The organism is Nocardioides immobilis (assembly GCF_003515065.1).
In the GTDB taxonomy this organism is placed as follows: Bacteria; Actinomycetota; Actinomycetes; order Propionibacteriales; family Nocardioidaceae; genus Nocardioides; species Nocardioides immobilis.
Genome location: NZ_QXGH01000014.1, coordinates 75366 through 95731, shown reverse-complemented (window position 1 = coordinate 95731; position 20366 = coordinate 75366). Strand labels below are relative to the sequence as shown.

The window sequence follows — 20366 nt, the reverse complement described above, 5'->3', positions numbered from 1 at the left end:
AATGACGCTCAAGCTGCACCACCTGCGCCCGGCGCCGGGGGCCAAGAAGGCCAAGACCCGCGTCGGCCGCGGTGAGGGTTCCAAGGGCAAGACCGCCGGTCGCGGTACCAAGGGCACGAAGGCCCGCTACCAGGTGCCGGTGGCCTTCGAGGGTGGCCAGATGCCGCTGCACATGCGGCTGCCGAAGCTCAAGGGCTTCAAGAACCCCTTCAAGGTCACGTTCCAGGTCGTCAACCTCGACCGGATCAGCGCGCTGTTCCCGGAGGGCGGAGACGTCACCCCGGAGCTGCTCGTCGCCCGCGGCGCTGTCCGCAAGGGCGAGCCCGTGAAGGTGCTCGGCCAGGGCGAGATCTCCGTCAAGGTGGCGGTGAGCGCCAACGCCTTCTCGAACTCCGCCAAGGAGAAGATCGAGAGTGCCGGCGGCAGCGTCACCGTTCTGTGACGAGCCCCAAGAGTTGAGGCGCGGCCGGCCTGGTCACCAGGCTGGCCGCGCCTTTCTCGCTCCCTGTTAGGCTTCCCGACGGCCCTCAGGTGTCGACGGCCCTATGAGAAAGAGGACCTTCAGTGCTCAGCGCGTTCGTCAACGCATTCCGGACTCCGGACCTGCGGCGCAAGCTGCTGTTCGTCCTGTTCATCATCGTGATCTTCCGGGCCGGATCCCAGATCCCGGCCCCCGGTGTGCACGTCGCCAACGTCCAGCAGTGTCTGGGTGACGAGGCGAACAACACCGGCATCTACAACCTGATCAACCTGTTCTCCGGTGGCGCGCTGCTGCAGCTGACGATCTTCGCGCTCGGGATCATGCCGTACATCACGGCGAGCATCATCCTGCAGCTGCTCGTCGTCGTGATCCCGCGGCTCGAGGCCCTCAAGAAGGAGGGCCAGGCCGGTCAGACGAAGATCACGCAGTACACCCGCTACCTGACCCTCGGGCTCGCGCTCCTCCAGGCGACCGGCATCGTGGCGCTCGCGCGCACCGGCAGCCTGCTGCAGAACTGCGAGGAGCCGCTGCTCCACCACGACAACACGACGACGTTCCTCGTCATCGTCACGACCATGACCGCCGGCACCGCCGTGATCATGTGGCTCGGTGAGCTGATCACCGAGCGCGGCATCGGCAACGGCATGTCGATCCTGATCTTCACGCAGGTCGTCGCGACCTTCCCCGCCGCGCTCTGGGCAGTGCAGAAGCAGCAGGGCTGGTGGACGTTCAGCATCGTGATCGCGATCGGTCTCGTCATCGTCGCCGGCGTCATCTTCATCGAGCAGGCGCAGCGCCGGATCCCGGTGCAGTACGCCCGACGGATGGTCGGCCGCAAGATGTTCGGCGGCAGCTCGACGTACATCCCGTTGAAGGTCAACCAGGCCGGCATCATCCCGGTCATCTTCGCCTCGTCGCTGCTCTACCTGCCCGCGATGGCGGTGCAGTTCAACCAGACCAGCGACTCCGCCTGGGTGCGGTTCGTCGCCGACTACTTCGTCGTCGGTGACCACCCGCTCTACATGGCGACGTACTTCCTGCTCATCATCTTCTTCACCTACTTCTACGTCTCGATCACCTTCAACCCGCAAGAGGTGGCCGACAACATGAAGAAGTACGGCGGCTTCATCCCCGGGATCCGGGCGGGCAAGCCGACCCAGGACTATCTGTCCTACGTCCTTTCCCGCATCACGCTGCCGGGTGCTCTCTACCTGGGTCTGATCTCCCTCATCCCGCTGATCGCGCTGGTGCTGATCGACGCCAACCAGAACTTCCCCTTCGGGGGCACGTCCATCCTGATCATGGTGGGTGTCGCCCTTGACACGGTGAAGCAGATCGAGAGCCAGCTCCAGCAGCGCAACTACGAAGGATTCCTTCGATGAGGCTGATTCTCATGGGCCCCCCGGGCGCCGGCAAGGGCACCCAGGCCAAGTTCGTCGCCGAGCATTTCGGGGTGCCGGCGATCTCCACCGGCGACATCTTCCGCGCCAACGTCTCCCAGGGCACGCCGCTGGGAGTCGAGGCGAAGAAGTACATGGACGCGGGCGAGTACGTCCCCGACGAGGTCACCAACCAGATGGTGCGCAACCGGATCGCCGAGGACGACGCCCAGCCGGGCTTCCTGCTCGACGGCTACCCGCGCACCCTGGCCCAGGTGGAGGAGCTCGACTCGATGATCGTCGACACCGGGCACCAGCTCGACGCCGTCGTGGCGATCACGGCCGACCAGGACGAGCTCGTGGCGCGGCTGCTCGCGCGCGCCCAGACCGAGGGTCGTGCCGACGACACCGAAGAGGTCATCCGTCGGCGCCAGGAGATCTACCTCGCCGAGACCGAGCCGCTCATCTCCGTCTACAAGGAACGTGGCCTGGTCCACGAGATCGACGGCATGGGCGAGGTCGAGGACGTCACGAAGCGCATCTTCGAGGCCCTCGACGACGTCGAGCAGAGTTGAGTCGCGCGAGCGCGTCGCGGATGGTGCACCGCGCTGCTGCGCGGTCGCGCGCCCGGCGGTAGTCCCCTGTGTTCGGTAGCGGGCTGGAGATCAAGACGCCGGAGCAGGTCCTGCTGATGCGGGAGGCCGGGCTCGTGGTCGCCGATGCGCTGGCAGCGGTGCGCGACGCCGTACGTCCGGGTGTGTCCACGGGTGAGCTCGACCAGGTGGCCGCGGACCTGATCCGGTCGCGCGGGGCCACGCCGTCGTTCCTCGGGTACGGCGACCCGCCGTTCCCGGCGACGATCTGCGCGTCGGTCAACGAGGCGGTCGTGCACGGGATCCCGGGGTCGCAGGTGCTGGCGGAGGGCGACGTCGTCTCGATCGACTGCGGGGCGATCGTCGATGGCTGGCACGGCGACGCCGCGATCACCATCGCCGTCGGCGACGTCCCCGATGACGTCACCGAGCTGATGCGCGTCACCGAGGAGGCCCTCTGGCGCGGCCTGGCCGCGGCCAGGGCCGGCGGGCGGGTCGGCGACATCTCGCACGCCATCGAGCAGCACGTCCGCGCGGCGGGCGACTACGGGATCGTCGAGGGCTACACCGGACACGGCATCGGGACCGCGATGCACCTGCCGCCCGACGTGCCCAACCACGGCCGCCCCGGGCGCGGGCCTCGATTGAGGCGCGGTCTCGCACTGGCCGTCGAGCCGATGATCACCCTCGGCACGAAGGACACCGCGGTCACCGCTGACGACTGGACCGTCGTGACCACCGACGGCTCCCGCGCAGCCCACTTCGAGCACACCTTCGCGCTCACCGACGACGGCGTGTGGGTGCTGACCGCGCACGACGGCGGCCGGGCCGACCTCGAGCGGCTCGGGGCTCCGTACGGCGGCCCCGGGTGACCGCTGAGCGCGTCGACCTATCATCGAGCATGGCCCTGCCCGCCCGACCGCTCCTCTTCGCCTCCGGCGAGGAGGCGTACGTCGCCGACCGGGTGCTCCGCACCTGGATCACCCCGGACGGCGCCGACCCCGGCTGGGCGGACCAGGTCGTCGCCGCGCTGGAGCCCGGGGAGCGGGCGATCGGCGCCCTGTCGTTCGCCGCCGGTGCGCCCGGCATCCTGCACCAGGTGGTCGGCTCCGAGCGACCACTGCACCGACCGGCGTCGCCGCCCCGTGCCCGCACCTACGACGTGCACGAGTTCCCGACCCCGGCGGCGTACGCCGACATGGTGCGGGCAGTGCTCGACAAGATCGCCGCGGGCGTCGTGCGCAAGGTCGTGATCGGGCGCTGCCTCGACGTGATCAGCGACCCGCCGCTCGAGCCCGCCGAGATCATCGACCGGCTGCTGGTGACCCGTCCCGGCCGCTACGTCTTCTCGGTGCCGCTCACCGAGGGCCTCGAGGACGGCCCGCTGCTCGTCGGCGCCAGCCCCGAGCTCCTCGTCAGCCGCGAGGGTGACCGGATCGCCTGCACTCCGCTGGCCGGGTCGGTGCCGCGCTCGCCCGGTCCCGACGAGGACGCCCGCCGGGCCGACGCGCTGCGCGCTTCCGCCAAGGACCTCGCCGAGCACGCGTTCGTCGTCGACGCGATCGTGCACGCGCTCAAGGAGGTCTGCGTCGACGTCGAGCCGCCGACCGGACCGACCCTGCTCGCGACCGACACCGTCTGGCACCTCGCGTCCCCGATCACGGCGCGACTCGAGGATCCCGACTCCGGGCCCAGCGCGCTCCGGCTCGCCCAGATGCTGCACCCCACGCCCGCCGTCGGAGGGGTGCCCGCCAAGGCGGCCGCCGAGGCGATCGCGGACCTCGAAGGCGACCTGCGCGACTACTTCGCCGGCTGCGTCGGCTGGGTCGACGAGTCCGGCGACGGCGTCTTCGCGATCACCATCCGGGCCGCCGTGATCGACGGTGCGCGGATGCGGTTGTTCGCCGGCGCCGGGATCGTCGCCGGCTCCGATCCCGACTCGGAGGTCCGCGAGACCGGTGCGAAGCTCGAGACGATGACGCGCGTCGCCGGCCTGGGATAGCGGCGCGGTCCCGTCAGCGGGCTGCGGCCACCTCCACGAATGCCGCAGCTGCCGGGCTGAGCCGGTAGCGCTGCCACACCAGCGCGACGTCGAGCTGGTCCTCGACCACCAGGCGGCGTACCTGCAGGCCCACGGCGTCGGCCAGGGGGCGCCACGAGTCAGCGACCACGGCCGCCCCGACACCGCTCAGCACCAGGGGCAGAAGGCCCTCGCGGTGCTCGATCTCCACCACGATCCGACAGTCGGTGGCGGCAACGATCGCGTCCGCGACGCGCCGCATCCCGGTGCCCGGCTGGCCGGCCACCAGCGGCAGGCTCCGCAGGTCACTCAGCTCCAGATCACCGTGGTCTGCCGGCAGGTTCACGTCGTCGCGTGCGACCAGGAGGAAGGACTGGGTCTCCAGCGGTAGCCGGTCGAGGTCGGCCAGGGACTCCGTCGGGCCGCCGGTTGCGACCACGCCGACCTCGGCGAAGCCGCGCCGCAAGGCCTCTCGGACGTCGTCGGGCCGGGGTGCGGCGCCGACGGCCACCTGTACGCCGGGGTAGCGCTCGACGAACGAAGCCACGAGGCCGGTCAGCGGGCTGACGACCTGCGACGGCATGGACGCGATCCTCAACCGCCCTCCGCGCAGGCCGTCGACGGCGGCGACCGTCTCTCGTGCCACGTCGAGCGCCCGGACCACCTCCCGCGCCGGGCCGACCAGCGCCTCCCCAGAGGGGCTGAGGACCAATCCTCGTCCCTGGCGGATGAACAGCTTCGTCCCGAGGTCGGACTCGAGGCGGCGGATCGTCTGCGTCACGGACGGTTGGGCCACGAACAACTGCTCGGCCGCCCGATGGACGCTCCCGTGATCGACCACGGCAAGGAACTGGCGGAGCTGCCGAACGTCCATGGATGCCGCTCTCCGCGCCGTCGGCGCCGTCTTGCGCCTCTCGAATCGAAGGGGCGGGTGGCCAGCATATCGATAGGAATCGCCTATCGGTCAGCCTGCAAACGAGTCTTGGACGTTAGCGGTGGTCGGGATGTTCCATTGATGCAACGACGACGAGCTCCTGCGTCGCAGACCGAGCAGGACGCCGTCGAGCCTCAGAGGAGAGACCCCATGATCGAGTTCGAGCCGAAGTACATCACCTTCGACATGCACGGGACGCTGATCCGCTGGCACATGGCGGACATGACCCGTGAGCTGCTCGCGGACATCGTTCCTCCCGAGCAGATGGCGGATGTCGTCCACGGCTTCAAGTGGCAGCGGTACGACGAGGTGCTGGGCCCATGGAAGCCCTTCCCCGACGTCATCCACGACTCGCTCCGCAAGACCCTCGAGCGCTTCGACCTGCCGTACCGCAAGACCGACAGTCAGGCCCTCGTGGACGCGGTGCCCACCTGGGGTCCCTACCCCGAGGTGCCCGAAGCGCTACGGGCGTTGGCGTCGCGCTACCCGTTGGTGATCCTGACCAACGCCGCCGACGACCAGGTGATGAGCAACGTGGAGAAGCTCGGCGCACCCTTCCACGCCGTCTTCACCGCCGAGCAGGCCCAGGCCTACAAGCCCCGGTTCGAGGCGTTCGACTACATGTTCAACCAGCTCGGCTGCCGCCCGCAGGACGTGGTGCACGTCTCGGCCAGCCCGCGCTACGACCTGATGGCGGCCAACGACCTGGGCATCAAGCACAAGGTGCACGTGGAGCGTGGGGCCGAGCCCGCGACCCCGAGCTACAACTTCCACGGGATCAACCTGCTCTCCGACCTGCCGCCGCTGCTCGGGATCTGATCGACGACGAGGCACGAACGGGAGAGATGTAGTCGTGTTCAAGGTAGAACGCCCGAGGAACAGCCCGGACCGTGCGCCCGCTCCTCCACCACCATCCGACAACCCGTGGGCACGGAGCCTGTGGCTCGATGGGGTAGTCCAGGACCTGTCGCCGAGGGAGCAGCTTGCGGGCGACCACACGTGTGATGTCGCGATCGTCGGAGCCGGATTCGGCGGGCTGTGGACGGCGTACTACCTCAAGGCGGCCGATCCGTCCCTGCGGGTCACCGTGGTCGAGGCTGAGATTGCAGGGTTCGGCGCTGCCGGTCGCAACGGCGGTTTCGTCTCGGCTGGTATCGCCGGCAGCGGCGCGCGCTACGCGCGACGTAGCGGTTGGGACAGTGTCCTCCGGGCCGAGCGCGAGGTCCTGCACGGGATCGACGAGATCGGCCGTGTCGTGTCGGTGGAAGGCATCTACTGCGGCTACAAGAAGGCGGGGGCGCTCACCGTCGCGACCAACGAACCGCAGCTGCAACGTCTTCGTGCCCGCGTCGAGGCAAAGCACAGCTCCGGGCTCGGCCCCGAGGACATCAGGCTCCTCACCGCCGACGAGTGCGCCGACCTCATCCCCGGGCCGGAGGGCCTTCTTGCTGCGTCCTTCACGCCGCACTGTGCGCGCGTCGACCCCGCTCGGCTGGCTCGTGGCCTGGCCGCGGCCTGCGAGCGTCTGGGTGTCAAGATCTATGAGCAGAGCCCGGCAGAGCACCTGGGCCCGAACGTGGTCCAGTGCAGGAACGGTCGGATCTCGGCCGATGTCGTGGTCCGAGCAACGGAGTCGTACACGATCCGCGAGCGGGGCCAGCGACGCACGTTCCTGCCCCTCTACGCCTTGCTGATCGCTACCGAACCTCTCCCGCAGCAGACCTGGGACGAGCTCGGGTGGCGGGACGGCATCGGATTCTCAGACCTGGGGCACCTCTTCTACTACGCCCAGCGGACGGTCGACGGGCGGATCGTGGTCGGCGGCCGAGGGGCTCCGTACCGACTGAGCAATCCCGTCTCCCCCGAGAACGAGCAGGACTCCCGCGTCTATGAGCGGCTGTGCCAGACGCTGCGCGAGGCGCTTCCGGCTGTGGCCGACGCCCGGATCACCCATCACTGGGGCGGTTCGCTGGCGGTCCCGCGCGACTGGTGCATGAGAACGACCTTCGACCGCAAGACGGGGCTGGGATTCGTCGGTGCGTTCGGCGGTCACGGCGTGACAGCTTCCAACATCTCCGGCCGCACGATGCGTGACCTGATCCTGGGACACAGCACGGACCTGACGTCGCTTCCTTGGGTCGGCCACCAGACCCGGAACTGGGAGCCTGAGCCCCTGCGGTTCATCGCCTCGAGGCTCATCCACAAGACGCTCGCGTCCGCTGACGCCTACGAGGAGCGCACGGGGAGGCCCGCGAAGCGCGTCCGGCTGGTTGCGCCGTTCCTGCCCCCGTCCCACTAGCTGATCCCGCAAGGACAACCAGCATGATGACCGAGATCGGATGCATCGCCGACGACTACACGGGAGGCACCGACGTCGCCGCTGGTCTGCGGCGAGCGGGCCTGCGGGTTGCGCTGGTGTTCGGCGTTCCCACCTCGGGCCAGGCCCTGCCCCCGTGCGATGCGGTAGTCGTGGCCATGAAGTTCCGCACGACGTCTGTCGAGAAGGCGTCCGAAGACGTCTCCGCAGCCTATGACTGGCTGACGAGCCAGGGGGTGCGGCGCTTCTACTACAAGTACTGCTCCACCTTCGACTCGACAACCGAGGGGAACATCGGACCCATCACCGATCTCTTGCTCCAGCTCACCGGGATGCGGACATCGGTGATCTCTCCCTCGTCCCCGGTGCACGGTCGAACGGTCTACCAGGGACACCTCTTCGTCGGCGACCGGCTGCTGTCGGAGTCACCGCTACGCCACCACCCCCTCACACCAATGACCGATCCCGACCTGGTCCGGGTCCTGGCTCGGCAGACGGCAGGTCCAGTGGGGCTCGTGAGCTGGGCAGTCGTTGACGCGGGTCCCCCGACCGTCCGAGAAGCGTTCGACCTCCTTGCGCGATCGGGTGTTCGCCACGTCGTCACGGATGCGATCAGCGTCGATGACCTCCGGACCGTCGTGTCAGCGACGCAGGACTGCTCGCTGTTGACGGGGGGAGCTGGTCTCGCCGAAGCATGGGCCGAGCTCGTCCGCGATCAGCGCGACATCGGGACGGGGACCCCCGACGGCGACGCGTCGGCCGGTCCCCGTGCCGCGCGGGACGATCACAGCACCCCGGTCGAGACCGTCTCCGCCGCAGCCACCCTCCTCCTGGCGGGCAGCTGCTCCGCGGCGACCCTCGCGCAGGTCTCGGAAGCGAAGACGGCCTTTCCGAGCCACAGGCTCAACCCGGTGCGGACCCCTGACCCGGCACAGATGCTCCGCGAGGCTCGTGCGTGGCTGCAGGCGCAACCCTCCGGCCGACCGAGACTCATCTACGCCTCGGCGACGGCAGCAGAACGTGAAGCAGCCGTCGCGGCCATGGGACCGCGGACTGCTGAGCACCTGGAACACGTACTGGGTGCCCTGGCCGTGGATGCCGCCGCCATGGGGACACGCCGTTTCGTGGTGGCCGGCGGGGAGACATCCGGGGCTGTCGTCTCCGCCCTCGGCATCCAGCACGTACTGGTCGAGGACGAGCTCGAAGCAGGAGTGCCCTGGTGCACGACGGAGGGGCCTCGTCCCCTGCGCCTGTTGCTCAAGTCGGGAAACTTCGGCTCTCGTCGCCTGCTGGTCGACGCCGCATGAGCGCTCACGAGGACACCATTCGTGCCGCATCCGAGGTCATCGCCGAGCTGGGAGCGTCGATCTTCGCCCGCGGCCTCACTCCCGGACGTACCGGCAACCTGAGCTGCAGGATCGAGGACGAGATCGTGGTGACACCCACCGGTGTCAGCCTCGGGTCCCTGGATCCCTGCCGGCTCGCGATCATCGACCTGGCAGGGCGTCCGGTCAGGGGAGGGAAGCCCTCCAAGGAGGCGGTGATGCACGCCGCGCTCTATCGTGCCCGTCCGGCCGCCCGAGGGGTCGTGCACCTCCACAGCACGCACGCGGTGGCCGTGTCGTGCTTGGCCGACATCGATGGACGCTCCGCGCTTCCACCGTTGACCGCCTACTTCGTGATGCGCGTGGGGCGGCTGCCCCTGGTGCCGTACTTCGCGCCCGGGGACCCAGCGCTGAGCGTCGCGGTGGAGGAGACGGCGCGCGAGCACCACGCGATGCTGCTCGCGAACCACGGCTCGATCGTGGTTGCCGAGGATCTCCTCTCTGCGGCGGATGCAGCGGAGGAGATCGAGGAGACAGCTCGCCTGTGGCTGTTGCTGCGCGAGCAGCGCACCAGGCCGCTGGCCGACGCCCAGCTCACCGCCCTGGCAGAAAGGCGGCAAGCATGATGCGTCGGGTTGTTCTTGTGCACACGGTCGCTGGGTTGGTGCCCATCTTCCAGGAATTGGCGAAGGGCCTGCCGGGCGACGTGAAGATCTCCAACATCGTGGACGAGTCCCTGCTGGAAGATGCGATCGCAGCAGGGAGGCTCACCCCCTCGCTGAATCGTCGGGTCGTGGACCACATCCTGTCGGCCGCGGACAGTGGCGCGGTCGCGGTTCTCGCCACGTGCTCCTCGATCGGACCAGCCGTGGAGATCGCCTCACGGCTGGTCGACGTACCGGTCCTGCGGATCGACGAACCCATGGCTGCCGCCGCCATCGAGAGCGGCACGCGGATCGGCGTGCTGGCGACAGTCGCATCGACGCTCGACCCCACCGTTGACCTGCTGCGACGCTGCGCCCGAGGCCTCGGGAAGGACGTCGAGCTGACACCCTTGCTGAGAGAGGCGGCATTCACGGCGATGAGGTCGGGCGACGGTGGACGGCACGACGAGATCATCGGGGAGGCACTCATGGATCTCGCGGTGGACGTGGATGTGATCGTGCTCGCCCAGGCGTCGATGGCGCGGGTGGTCGCCATGCTCGGGGGAGCCCTGTCCGTCCCGGTGTTCTCGAGCCCCGGCTCGGGAATGGCCCGGCTCGCCTCGTTGCTCGCCTAGCCGGCCGCGCGGCGTCGTACTCGATCTCGGGATGCGGGAGTTCCCGGCGGGCTGTGGAAGGATGGGAGGACCAGAGGGGAGTATTCCTCCGCTGCGTTCTCGTCATCACGATCGGCCGCTCCATCGGGCTGGTCCGGGAGCGTGGGTCGCCGGCAGGCGGCGGAAGAGACCTCGGGCCGACCGCCCGACCCTGATCACCGAGAGGCTCTCTGTGGACGTCACCACGCTGGAATGGACCATCACGATCGCCGCCACCATCGGCGTACTGCTCTTCGACGTCGTCGTCATCGCGCGCGACCCGCGGGAGCCGTCGATGAAGGAGTGCGCGGTCGCGCTCAGCTTCTACATCGGGGCCGCGCTGGCGTTCGGCCTGTTCGTGTGGCTCTACCATGACCAGGCCTACGGCATCGAGTTCTACACCGGCTGGCTGACGGAGTACTCACTGTCGATCGACAACCTCTTCGTCTTCATCATCTTGATGGCTGCGCTCAAGGTGCCCCGGAAGTACCAGCAGGAGGCTCTGCTCGTCGGGATCGTGCTCGCGCTGATCTTCCGCGGCATCTTCATCGCCCTGGGCTACGCCCTCATCGAGAACTTCAGCTGGGTCTTCTACATCTTCGGCGCGTTCCTGGTCTACACGGCCTACGGGCTGGTCAAGTCCTACCGCACCCATGAGGACGAGCACCCCGAGGACAACGCTGTCGTGAAGTTCGCCCGCAGCCACATGCGGGTCGGTGAGACCTACCAGGGTCTGAAGCTCTGGTACCACGAGAACGGCGTGCGCCTCGTCTCCCCGATCGTGATCGTGATCATCGCCCTCGGGGTCACCGACATCCTGTTCGCGCTCGACTCGATCCCGGCGATCTTCGGCATCACCCAGGAGCCCTACCTGGTCTTCACGGCGAACGTCTTCGCGCTGATGGGACTGCGGCAGCTGTACTTCCTGCTGGGCGGGCTGCTCGAGCGGCTCATCTACCTGTCGCTGGGCCTGGCCTTCATCCTCGCCTTCATCGGCGTGAAGCTCGTCCTCCACGCGCTGCACGAGAACGAGCTCGCGTTCATCAACGGCGGCGAGCACGTGAAGGCGGCGCCCGAGATCTCCTCGCTGTTCAGCCTCGGCGTGATCATCGCGACCCTGGTGATCACCGCCGTCGCCAGCCTGACCAGGTCGGCCAAGGACGAGCCGACCCCGGCGCACGTCCCGGCCGAGGTCGACGACACCGCCGGTCCGGACTGGAAGGACTGACCACGGCGCCGGTCGGGCATGGTTAGGGTTCTCCTGCGAACCCGCTCCCGAGCTCCCGACGAGGCCCATGACCAGCGCATCACACCGTCCCGGCGGTCAGCAGCGCCTTCAGGTCGAATGGGGCGGGACGACGAGGACGTTCGACGCCGACCGGGTGGTCATCGGCCGCGAGGCCGACTGCGACGTGGTCGTGAGCGAGCCGAGCGCGTCGCGGCACCACGTCGTCCTCCAGCGTGAGTCCGGCTCCTGGGTGGTCGTCGACACGAGCAGCAACGGGACGTTCGTGCGGGGGCAGCGGATCAACCGGCTCGCCGTACCGATGAACCCGCTCAGCCTCCACCTCGGAGGTCCGGCGGGGGAGGCGGTGCTGGTGCGGCTGGTGGACGCTCCGGCCTCGGCGTCCCGGCCCGTGCCGCCGCCGCACCAAGCTGCGCCGCCGCCGTACCAGCCGTCACCGGGCGCGCCGGACGAGCAGTGGTGGCGCAACCTGCCGCCGCCCCAGCTCCCCGCCGGTGCGGCGCCGGTGGACGCCTGGCGGCCGCAGGAGAACGTCCCGCCCGGCCAGCTCGCGCACGGCCACTCGATCGTGCTCCCGCAGCAGGTCGCCGCCGGCCGTCCCCTCAGCATCGGACGCGAGCAGGGCAACGACGTGGTGCTCGACGACGCGCTCGTCAGCCGTCGGCACGCCCGGCTCGACCCGGGCGGCCCCGGCCGGCTGGCGGTCCTGCACGACCTCGGCAGCTTCAACGGCACCTTCGTCAACGGGCACCGGGTGCAGGGCGCGGTGCAGCTCGCGGTCGGCGCCGAGGTCATCATCGGCAACCAGACCTTCCGCTGGGACGGCTCCCAGCTGATCGCATCGGCGACGACTCACGAGTTCACGCTGTACGCCGATGGGCTGACGACGGTCGTGGCCGGCGGCAAGCAGCTGTTGCAGAGCGTGTCGTTCCAGCTCAAGCCCTCCAGCCTGACGGCGGTCATCGGACCGTCCGGCGCCGGCAAGTCGACGCTCCTCGGTGCCCTCACCGGGCTCCGGCCGGCCACGCACGGGCGGGTGATCTGGCAGGGCCACGACCTCTACGCGAACTACGACCAGCTCCGGTTCCAGATCGGCCTGGTGCCCCAGCAGGACATCCAGCACCCGCAGCTGAAGGTCCGCCAGGCGTTGCGGTACGCCGCCCAGCTCCGGCTCCCGCCCGACACCACCCGGCAGGAGCAGGATGCCCGGGTCCTCCAGGTGGCGGACCAGCTCCAGCTGACCTCGCGGCTCGACAACCGGATCGGCACCGAGCTGTCCGGGGGGCAGAAGAAGCGGGTGTCCATCGCGACCGAGCTGCTGACTGCCCCTCCGCTGCTGTTCCTCGACGAGCCGACGTCCGGGCTCGACCCGGGCCTCGACCTCGAGGTCATGAAGCAGCTCCGCTCCCTCGCCGACGGTGGCCGGGTGGTCATGGTCGTCACCCACTCCGTGCTCGCGCTCGACGTCTGCGACAACGTCATGGTGCTCGCGCCCGGCGGTCGGGTCGCCTACTTCGGTCCGCCGTCCGGCGTCCTCGCCCACTTCCGCCGGCCCAGCTATCCCGAGGTCTTCGACCTGCTCGACGACCCGAACCTCTGGCAGCAGATCCCCGCCCAGCCCCAGCTCGCCCCGACCACCGGAGCTCTCCCGGCGGCCGCCGCCGGCGTACCGTCGCCGCCCCGGCAGTCGCCCGGCCGCCAGCTTTCGACCATGGTCCGGCGCAATGCCGCGGTCGTCGTCTCGGACCGGCTCCTCCTCGGCATGCTGCTCTTGCTGCCGCTGGTCCTCGGCGGACTGAGCCGGCTGGTCCCGGGGACCTACGGGTTCTCCCTCGACGAGTCACTCACATGTCCGGGTAAGACCGAGTCCATCGGGCGCGGAAAATGTAAGGCGATGCAGGACGGCGAGCCGTTCGGCGACGCCATCCGCATGGTCTTCGACCAGGGCGAGGCCCGTCAGCGGCTGATCGTCCTCCTGGTTGCGGCCTGCCTGATGGGGACGGCGATCGCGATCCGCGAGCTGGTGGGGGAGCGGCCGATCTTCCGGCGGGAGTACGCCGTCGGCCTGTCACCCGGCATCTACTTCCTCAGCAAGGTCCTGGTGCTCGGCAGCGCGGCGTTCGTCCAGGGCCTGCTGGTGACCGTCATCGCCACCGTCGGTCTACCTGGACCCGACGGCGAGCTCGGGACCATCCGGCTCGCCCTCGCGATCGCGTTCCTCGCGTTCACCATGGCGGTCGTGGGTCTGGCACTGTCGGCCCTGGTGCGGAGCAACGAGCAGACGATGCCGACCCTGGTCGGCGTGATCATGATCCAGCTCGTGCTGTCCGGCTCGCTGTTCGGCATCGCCGGCCGGCCGGTCCTCGAGCAGATCGCCTGGCTGTCGCCGTCACGATGGGCGTACGCCGCGACCGCCTCGACCATGGGCCTGGTCCGGGGTCAGGCACCCGAGGACGAGGACTGGATCGCGCTCGCCGGCGCGGGCCACTACCTCATGGGCCTCGGCATGCTGGGTGTCCTTTGCGCGGTCGCGTTCGGCCTCGGCCTGTGGCTCACCAGTCGCAGCGCCACCGAGGACTGACCGACCCCGGGAATGCCCGGGCCGCGCCTGGCCTTGGAACCAGCGATGCCTCCCGCCCTCTCCGTCCTCGACCTCGTCCCGGTCCGCTCCGACCAGACCTCCGCCGACGCCGTCCAGGCCTCGATCGACCTCGCGCGTACGGCGGACCGGCTCGGCTACCGCCGCTACTGGGTCGCCGAGCACCACAACATGCCAGCGGTCGCGGCGACCAACCCGCCGGTGCTGATCGGCCTGCTCGCCGGTCAGACGACCCGGATCCGGGTGGGGTCCGGCGGCGTGATGCTGCCGAACCACGCCCCGCTCGTCGTCGCGGAGCAGTTCGCCCTGCTCGAGGCAGCCTTCCCGGGGCGGATCGACCTCGGTATCGGTCGCGCGCCCGGCACCGACCCGATCACCCGCTGGGCGCTCCGCCACGGCGCGGGCGGCGTCGACGACAACGCCGTCGAGCGGTTCGGTGAGTACGTCGACAACGTGCTGACCATGATGGAACCGGCCGGCGCCGGGCTCGACCTGCGGGGACGCACCCACGTCCTCAAGGCCACCCCGGCCGCACGGTCGGTGGCCACGCCGTGGTTGCTGGGCTCCTCCGACTACTCCGCGCGACTGGCCGCGGAGAAGGGCCTGCCCTACGTCTTCGCGCACCACTTCTCGGGCTCCGGCACGGCCGAGGCGCTCGCCCTCTATCGCTCGACCTTCCGGCCGTCCGCGCTGCTCGACGAGCCGCGGACCTTCCTCACCGTCAACGCGGCCGTCGCGGAGACGGCCGACGACGCGCGGCGGCTGGCGCTCCCGCAGCTGCTGCAGATGCTGGCCCTCCGCACCGGTCAGACCCTGACCGCCCAACCCTTGGTGGAGGACGCGGAGAAGGTCGTCGCCGACGGGCTGCCCGAGGGGCACTCCGGGCTGCTCGAGGCCATGCGGCGACGCTGGGTCATCGGCGACGCCGCCGGCGCCCGGGCCGAGATCGAGGAGCTCGCGTCGTCGTACGACGTCGACGAGGTGATGGTGCACCCCGTCGCCGGTGCCGTGGCCGGCACCGACCCCGGCAGCGCTCCGGCGCGGGTGCGGACCCTCGAGCTGCTGGCGACCTGAGCACCGCTAGCCTGCGCCGGGTGATGCGCTCGATTCTCGCGGCCGGTGCAGCCGCTCTGGTCCTCTCCGCGTGCTCGGGTGGTGACGACGGCTCCGGGAGTGGCTCGTCCGGGGACCCGGAGCCGATCGACGACGTCTGCGCCCTCCTCCCGCCGGAGGACGCGACCCGTATCGTCGGGGCGAGCTACCTTCGCGCCCACGAGCCCTCCCCGGACCTGCCTTTCCCGCTCTGCTCCTACCAGCAGAGCGAGGACGAGGCACCGTTTACCTTGACCGTCAGTGCAGGTGAGGGGGACCTCGACCAGGTCGTGCGGGGCCTCGAGATGTTCGGCGAGGTGACCGAGAACCCGATCGAGGTACCCGGCGCCGACGATGCGGTCGTCCTCACCACGGACGATGGCGACCTGGTGATCGAGCAGGTCGCCGCTGAGGTGGACGGGAACGCCTTCGTGGTCACCTTCGGTGGCTCGACGGAGGTCGCCGTACGACTGCTGTCGGCGGCGCTCGGTGGGGACGCCGTCGACCACACCGGCGCTGCGGTGCCGGACGTCTGTGACCTCGACCCGCAGGTCACCTCCGTGCTGGGGCGGCGTGCCGAGCGGGAGGCCGGCCCTGCGGAGGAGGCGTGGTCCTCATGTTCCTGGGAGACCGGAACGGGCACCAGCGCGACCCTCAGCACCGCCCGTGACGCCGGCGACCCGGACCGCTACCTCGCTGAGCACGGATACGTCCCGGAGGGCGTCTCTCCCCAGCAGATCCAGGTGCCGGGTGCCGACGCCGCCCTGCTGGTCCACGACCCTGCCGCTGCGGTGAGCCAAGCGTCCGGTCTTGCCCAGGTCGGACCCGTCATCTACGAGGTCGAGGTCGACGACGCCGCGACCGGCCGGGCAGCAGCGATCGCCACCGAGTTGCTCACGGTCGCGATTGGGAGTTCGTGAATCAGTGGACTAAACTGGCGTGTCGGCCCAACGTGGGTCTGTGTCGTGCTGCCTCGCGGCTGCCCGGTCGCTACCGATCGACTCCTCCAGAGTAGGTCGCTGCGCGCTGGGTTGAGGCTCGCGACACGACATCACGAGGTCCACCGAAGTCGCCCGTCAGGGCTGCGGAGGAGGTTCCCGGGTCACCGGTAGACAACCCCAACCCGAAGGACGGCATGGCGAAGAAAGAAGGCGTCATCGAGATGGAGGGCTCCGTTGTGGAGGCCCTTCCTAACGCGATGTTCCGTGTGGAGCTGAGCAACGGCCACAAGGTCCTCGCTCACATCAGCGGCAAGATGCGCCAGCACTACATCCGGATCCTCCCCGAGGATCGGGTCGTGGTGGAGCTCTCGCCGTACGACCTCAGCCGGGGTCGCATCGTCTACCGCTACAAGTAAGCACCGACAAGCCGCTACCCCAAGAAAGGGCTGACATGAAGGTCAACCCGAGCGTCAAGCCGATCTGTGACAAGTGCAAGGTGATCCGTCGCCACGGCCGCGTCATGGTGATCTGCGAGAACCCGCGCCACAAGCAGCGCCAGGGCTGAAGCAGAACCGCCACAACTGAATAACCTCTGCAGCGTGATCGCAGCTTCGTCGTACGACGAAGCCCACCGTCGGAACTGAGGCCGGCGCCGTCCGCGGACGGACGCATCACGCACGACACCTCAGTGGAATCCAAGGAGATACGCCTTTCATGGCACGCCTCGTCGGAGTAGACCTGCCGCGCGACAAGCGCATCGAGGTCGCTCTTACCTACATCTACGGCATCGGCCGTACCCGCGCTCAGAAGCTGCTGGAAGCCACCGGGGTCAGCCCCGACCTGCGCGTCCACGAGCTGGGCGACGAAGAGCTGGTCAAGCTGCGCGACGCGATCGACGGCGCGGACATCAAGATCGAGGGTGACCTCCGTCGCGAGGTCCAGGCCGACATCCGCCGCAAGATCGAGATCGGCAGCTACCAGGGTCGTCGTCACCGCCAGGGCCTCCCGGTCCGCGGTCAGCGCACCAAGACCAACGCTCGTACCCGCAAGGGCCCGAAGCGCACCGTTGCCGGCAAGAAGAAGGCGAAGTGATCTAGATGCCTCCCAAGGCTCGTGCGGGCGCGAAGAAGGTCCGCCGCAAGGAGAAGAAGAACGTCGCTCAGGGCGAAGCCCACATCAAGAGCACGTTCAACAACACGATCGTCACGATCACCGACCCCACCGGGGCGGTCATCTCGTGGGCCTCTGCCGGCACCGTCGGCTTCAAGGGCTCCCGCAAGTCCACGCCGTACGCCGCGCAGATGGCCGCTGAGGCCGCCGGCCGTCGGGCGATGGAGCACGGCATGAAGAAGATCGACGTCTTCGTCAAGGGCCCGGGCTCGGGCCGCGAGACGGCGATCCGGTCCCTGGGTGCGATCGGCCTCGAGGTCGGCACCATCCAGGACGTCACCCCTGCCCCGCACAACGGTTGCCGCCCGCCCAAGCGCCGGCGCGTCTGACCCCGAGACTGAGAAAGAGAGCGTAAGGACATGGCCCGTTACACCGGTCCCATCACCAAGAAGTCGCGCCGTCTCGGTGTCGACCTCATCGGCGGCGACGCTGCCTTCGAGAAGCGCCCCTACCCGCCGGGCCAGCACGGCCGCGCGCGGATCAAGGAGAGCGAGTACCGCAACCAGCTGCAGGAGAAGCAGAAGGCGCGCTACACCTACGGCATCCTCGAGAAGCAGTTCCACAAGTACTACGTCGAGGCCGCGCGTCGCCAGGGCAAGACCGGCGACAACCTGCTCCAGCTGCTCGAGTGCCGCCTGGACAACGTCGTCTACCGCGCCGGGTTCGCCCGGACCCGCCGTCACGCCCGCCAGCTGGTGACCCACGGTCACTTCCTGGTCAACGGCAAGAAGGTCGACATCCCGTCGTTCCAGGTGACGCAGTACGACATCATCGACGTCCGCGAGAAGTCGCTGGAGATGACGCCGTTCATCGTCGCCCGCGAGACCCACGGCGAGCGGATCGTGCCTGCCTGGCTCGAGGCGCTGCCGACGCGGATGCGCATCCTGGTGCACCAGCTGCCGGTCCGGGAGCAGATCGACCTCCCGATCCAGGAGCAGCTCATCGTCGAGTACTACTCGAAGAAGTGACGTGAGTGGGGGGCCTCGTCAGCGCCGCCTGACCGGGCTTCCCCGCCCACCTTCAGCCTCACCCGTCCAAGCACCACGTCTGGGCCCTCATATAGCGGTCGGTCCGGAAAGGATAAGAACACAGTGCTCATCGCACAGCGCCCCACCCTGTCGGAGGAGACCGTCGACCAGTTCCGGTCGCGGTTCGTCATCGAGCCCCTCGAGCCTGGCTTCGGCTACACGCTCGGCAACTCCCTCCGTCGTACCCTCCTGTCGTCCATCCCGGGCGCGTCGGTCACCAGCATCAAGGTCGACAGCGTGCTCCACGAGTTCTCGACGATCGAGGGCGTCAAGGAGGACGTCACCGAGATCATCCTGAACCTCAAGGGCCTGGTCGTCTCCTCGGAGCACGACGAGCCGGTCACCATGTACCTCCGCAAGTCCGGTGCCGGCGACGTCACCGCGGCGGACATCGCGCCCCCGGCCGGTGTCGAGGTCCACAACCCCGACCTGAAGATCGCCACCCTGGGCGACAACGGCAAGCTCGAGATGGAGCTCGTCGTCGAGCGTGGCCGCGGCTACGTCTCGGCCGTCCAGAACAAGGGCGCCGACAACGAGATCGGCCGGATGCCGGTCGACTCGATCTACAGCCCCGTGCTGAAGGTGACCTACAAGGTCGAGGCCACCCGTGTCGAGCAGCGCACCGACTTCGACAAGCTCGTCATCGACGTCGAGACCAAGCCGTCGATCCTGCCCCGCGACGCCATCGCGTCGGCCGGCAAGACGCTGGTCGAGCTCTTCGGCCTGGCCCGTGAGCTCAACGTCGAGGCCGAGGGCATCGACATCGGCCCGTCGCCCGTCGACGAGCAGCTCGCCGCCGACCTGGCCCTGCCGGTCGAGGACCTGCAGCTCACCGTCCGGTCCTACAACTGCCTCAAGCGCGAGGGCATCCACACCGTGGGTGAGCTCATCAGCCGCTCGGAGCAGGACCTGCTCGACATCCGCAACTTCGGTGCGAAGTCGATCGACGAGGTCAAGGCGAAGCTGGTCGAGATGGGCCTGTCCCTCAAGGACAGCGCTCCGGGCTTCGACCCGCACGCGGCGCTTGCGTCGTACGGCGATGACGACGACGACACCTTCGTCGAGGACGAGCAGTACTGAGTTGGATTGGGCGAGCGTGTCGGAAACGGTGACGCGCCGCACGGGCCATCGCTTCGCTCGGCCCGCGGGCGCCTCACCGTGCCGGCTTCGCCGGCCGTCCGACACGCTGCCGCCCTCGCGGTTGACGTAGACACAACTACAGATTGATTGGCGGCTTCCGACCGACACGCGGTCGGGGGCCTTGATCCCCGGTACCTGGTACGGCCGGGGGGAATGAGAGTCAGAAATGCCCAAGCCCAAGAAGGGTCCCCGCCTCGGCGGTAGCCCGGCCCACCAGCGGCTCATCCTCCGCAACCTGGCCACCGCGCTCTTCGAGCACGGCCGGATCACGACCACGGAGGCGAAGGCCCGCACCCTGCGGCCCTACGCCGAGAAGCTGATCACCAAGGCCAAGAAGGCGCACCTGGGTGAGAACCCGCTGCACAACCGCCGCGAGGTGCTGAAGAGCATCACCGACAAGGGCGTCGTGCACCACCTCTTCACCGAGATCGCGCCGGTCTTCGCCGAGCGTCCGGGTGGCTACACCCGGATTACCAAGATCGGTCCCCGCCACGGCGACAACGCCCCCATGGCCGTGATCGAGCTGGTGACCGACGCGTACGACCCGAAGCCGTCGGCCTCCAAGAAGACCGCCGAGCCTGCCGCTCCGGTCGTCGAGGAGGAGCCCGCGGTCGAGGAGACCACCGCCGAGGTCGAGGAGACCACCGCCGACGCCGAGGCGCCGGCCGAGGTCGAGGAGACCGAGGAGTCGGCCGCCGACGAGGCGACCGACGAGCCCGCTGCCGAGGTCGAGGAGACCGACGAGCAGGCCTGATCGCTGCACGTTGCCGAGTCGGCGCATCTTGAGGATGCGCCGGCTCGGTG

22 protein-coding genes are annotated in these 20366 nt (G+C 69.1%); 21 read left to right on the top strand and 1 reads right to left on the bottom strand.

The genetic code is table 11. The annotated features are described in order from the left end of the window. Position 1: 1 nt before the first annotated feature. The 5 genes from rplO to D0Z08_RS10490 all read left to right on the top strand — a co-directional run bounded on the left by rplO (position 2) and on the right by D0Z08_RS10490 (position 4455). Positions 2 to 442: a 50S ribosomal protein L15 gene (rplO, locus tag D0Z08_RS10510; RefSeq protein ID WP_118925193.1), complete on the top strand. Its 441-nt coding sequence runs from the start codon at positions 2 to 4 to the stop codon at positions 440 to 442. A gap of 122 nt (positions 443 to 564) precedes the next feature. Further along, entirely contained in the window at positions 565 to 1863 is a 1299-nt protein-coding gene (gene secY / locus D0Z08_RS10505; protein ID WP_118925192.1) for a preprotein translocase subunit SecY, read from the top strand. After that, positions 1860 to 2435, top strand: coding sequence for an adenylate kinase (locus tag D0Z08_RS10500; protein WP_118925191.1), 576 nt, complete (start codon positions 1860 to 1862; stop codon positions 2433 to 2435). The genes secY and D0Z08_RS10500 overlap by 4 nt, the downstream gene beginning before the upstream one ends. A 68-nt stretch (positions 2436 to 2503) precedes the next feature. Further along, positions 2504 to 3325, top strand: a complete 822-nt coding sequence (gene map / locus D0Z08_RS10495) for a type I methionyl aminopeptidase (protein WP_118925190.1) — start codon at positions 2504 to 2506, stop codon at positions 3323 to 3325. Further along, on the top strand, positions 3322 to 4455 hold the full coding sequence (locus tag D0Z08_RS10490) for an isochorismate synthase (protein WP_147381393.1): 1134 nt from the start codon (positions 3322 to 3324) through the stop codon (positions 4453 to 4455). The genes map and D0Z08_RS10490 overlap by 4 nt, the downstream gene beginning before the upstream one ends. A gap of 13 nt (positions 4456 to 4468) precedes the next feature. Here D0Z08_RS10490 and D0Z08_RS10485 read toward each other — a convergent pair whose 3' ends face one another. After that, positions 4469 to 5347 carry a LysR family transcriptional regulator gene (locus D0Z08_RS10485; protein WP_118925188.1) on the bottom strand — a complete coding sequence of 293 codons (879 nt, stop codon included), beginning with the start codon at positions 5345 to 5347 and terminating at the stop codon, positions 4469 to 4471. 210 nt (positions 5348 to 5557) lie between these two features. Here D0Z08_RS10485 and D0Z08_RS10480 point away from each other — a divergent pair, with 210 nt between their 5' ends. The 16 genes from D0Z08_RS10480 to rplQ all read left to right on the top strand — a co-directional run bounded on the left by D0Z08_RS10480 (position 5558) and on the right by rplQ (position 20316). Then, the gene (locus tag D0Z08_RS10480) at positions 5558 to 6226 is read left to right on the top strand and encodes a haloacid dehalogenase type II (protein ID WP_118925187.1); all 669 of its coding nucleotides are present in this window, start codon (positions 5558 to 5560) and stop codon (positions 6224 to 6226) included. A gap of 34 nt (positions 6227 to 6260) precedes the next feature. Further along, on the top strand, positions 6261 to 7706 hold the full coding sequence (locus D0Z08_RS10475) for an NAD(P)/FAD-dependent oxidoreductase (protein WP_182481264.1): 1446 nt from the start codon (positions 6261 to 6263) through the stop codon (positions 7704 to 7706). 23 nt (positions 7707 to 7729) lie between these two features. Continuing rightward, positions 7730 to 9031, top strand: coding sequence for a 3-oxo-tetronate kinase (gene otnK, locus D0Z08_RS10470; RefSeq protein WP_118925185.1), 1302 nt, complete (start codon positions 7730 to 7732; stop codon positions 9029 to 9031). Further along, positions 9028 to 9675, top strand: a complete 648-nt coding sequence (gene otnC, locus D0Z08_RS10465) for a 3-oxo-tetronate 4-phosphate decarboxylase (RefSeq protein ID WP_118925184.1) — start codon at positions 9028 to 9030, stop codon at positions 9673 to 9675. Before otnK ends, otnC begins: the two co-directional genes overlap by 4 nt. Positions 9676 to 9713: 38 nt before the next feature. Next, the gene (locus D0Z08_RS10460) at positions 9714 to 10328 is read left to right on the top strand and encodes an aspartate/glutamate racemase family protein (protein ID WP_220454138.1); all 615 of its coding nucleotides are present in this window, start codon (positions 9714 to 9716) and stop codon (positions 10326 to 10328) included. 211 nt (positions 10329 to 10539) lie between these two features. Further along, positions 10540 to 11574 (top strand): TerC family protein, encoded by a 1035-nt coding sequence (locus D0Z08_RS10455; protein WP_118925183.1) that lies wholly within the window; start codon positions 10540 to 10542, stop codon positions 11572 to 11574. Positions 11575 to 11641: 67 nt separating this feature from the next. Continuing rightward, positions 11642 to 14173 carry an FHA domain-containing protein gene (locus D0Z08_RS10450; RefSeq protein WP_118925182.1) on the top strand — a complete coding sequence of 844 codons (2532 nt, stop codon included), beginning with the start codon at positions 11642 to 11644 and terminating at the stop codon, positions 14171 to 14173. Between the two features lie 45 nt (positions 14174 to 14218). Further along, positions 14219 to 15265: an LLM class flavin-dependent oxidoreductase gene (locus D0Z08_RS10445; RefSeq protein WP_118925181.1), complete on the top strand. Its 1047-nt coding sequence runs from the start codon at positions 14219 to 14221 to the stop codon at positions 15263 to 15265. Between the two features lie 20 nt (positions 15266 to 15285). Beyond that, on the top strand, positions 15286 to 16203 hold the full coding sequence (locus tag D0Z08_RS10440; RefSeq protein WP_147381392.1) for a hypothetical protein: 918 nt from the start codon (positions 15286 to 15288) through the stop codon (positions 16201 to 16203). A gap of 215 nt (positions 16204 to 16418) precedes the next feature. Then, entirely contained in the window at positions 16419 to 16640 is a 222-nt protein-coding gene (gene infA / locus D0Z08_RS10435) for a translation initiation factor IF-1 (protein WP_028656368.1), read from the top strand. Positions 16641 to 16675: 35 nt separating this feature from the next. Beyond that, entirely contained in the window at positions 16676 to 16789 is a 114-nt protein-coding gene (rpmJ, locus tag D0Z08_RS10430) for a 50S ribosomal protein L36 (RefSeq protein ID WP_004008316.1), read from the top strand. A 149-nt stretch (positions 16790 to 16938) separates the two neighbouring features. Further along, positions 16939 to 17316, top strand: a complete 378-nt coding sequence (rpsM, locus tag D0Z08_RS10425; protein ID WP_118925179.1) for a 30S ribosomal protein S13 — start codon at positions 16939 to 16941, stop codon at positions 17314 to 17316. Between the two features lie 5 nt (positions 17317 to 17321). Next, entirely contained in the window at positions 17322 to 17723 is a 402-nt protein-coding gene (rpsK, locus tag D0Z08_RS10420; protein WP_038681087.1) for a 30S ribosomal protein S11, read from the top strand. 30 nt (positions 17724 to 17753) lie between these two features. Further along, positions 17754 to 18362: a 30S ribosomal protein S4 gene (rpsD, locus tag D0Z08_RS10415; RefSeq protein ID WP_118925178.1), complete on the top strand. Its 609-nt coding sequence runs from the start codon at positions 17754 to 17756 to the stop codon at positions 18360 to 18362. Between the two features lie 123 nt (positions 18363 to 18485). After that, the gene (locus tag D0Z08_RS10410; protein ID WP_118925177.1) at positions 18486 to 19502 is read left to right on the top strand and encodes a DNA-directed RNA polymerase subunit alpha; all 1017 of its coding nucleotides are present in this window, start codon (positions 18486 to 18488) and stop codon (positions 19500 to 19502) included. 226 nt (positions 19503 to 19728) lie between these two features. Continuing rightward, positions 19729 to 20316, top strand: coding sequence for a 50S ribosomal protein L17 (gene rplQ, locus D0Z08_RS10405; protein ID WP_118925176.1), 588 nt, complete (start codon positions 19729 to 19731; stop codon positions 20314 to 20316). The last annotated feature ends 50 nt before the right edge of the window (positions 20317 to 20366 follow it).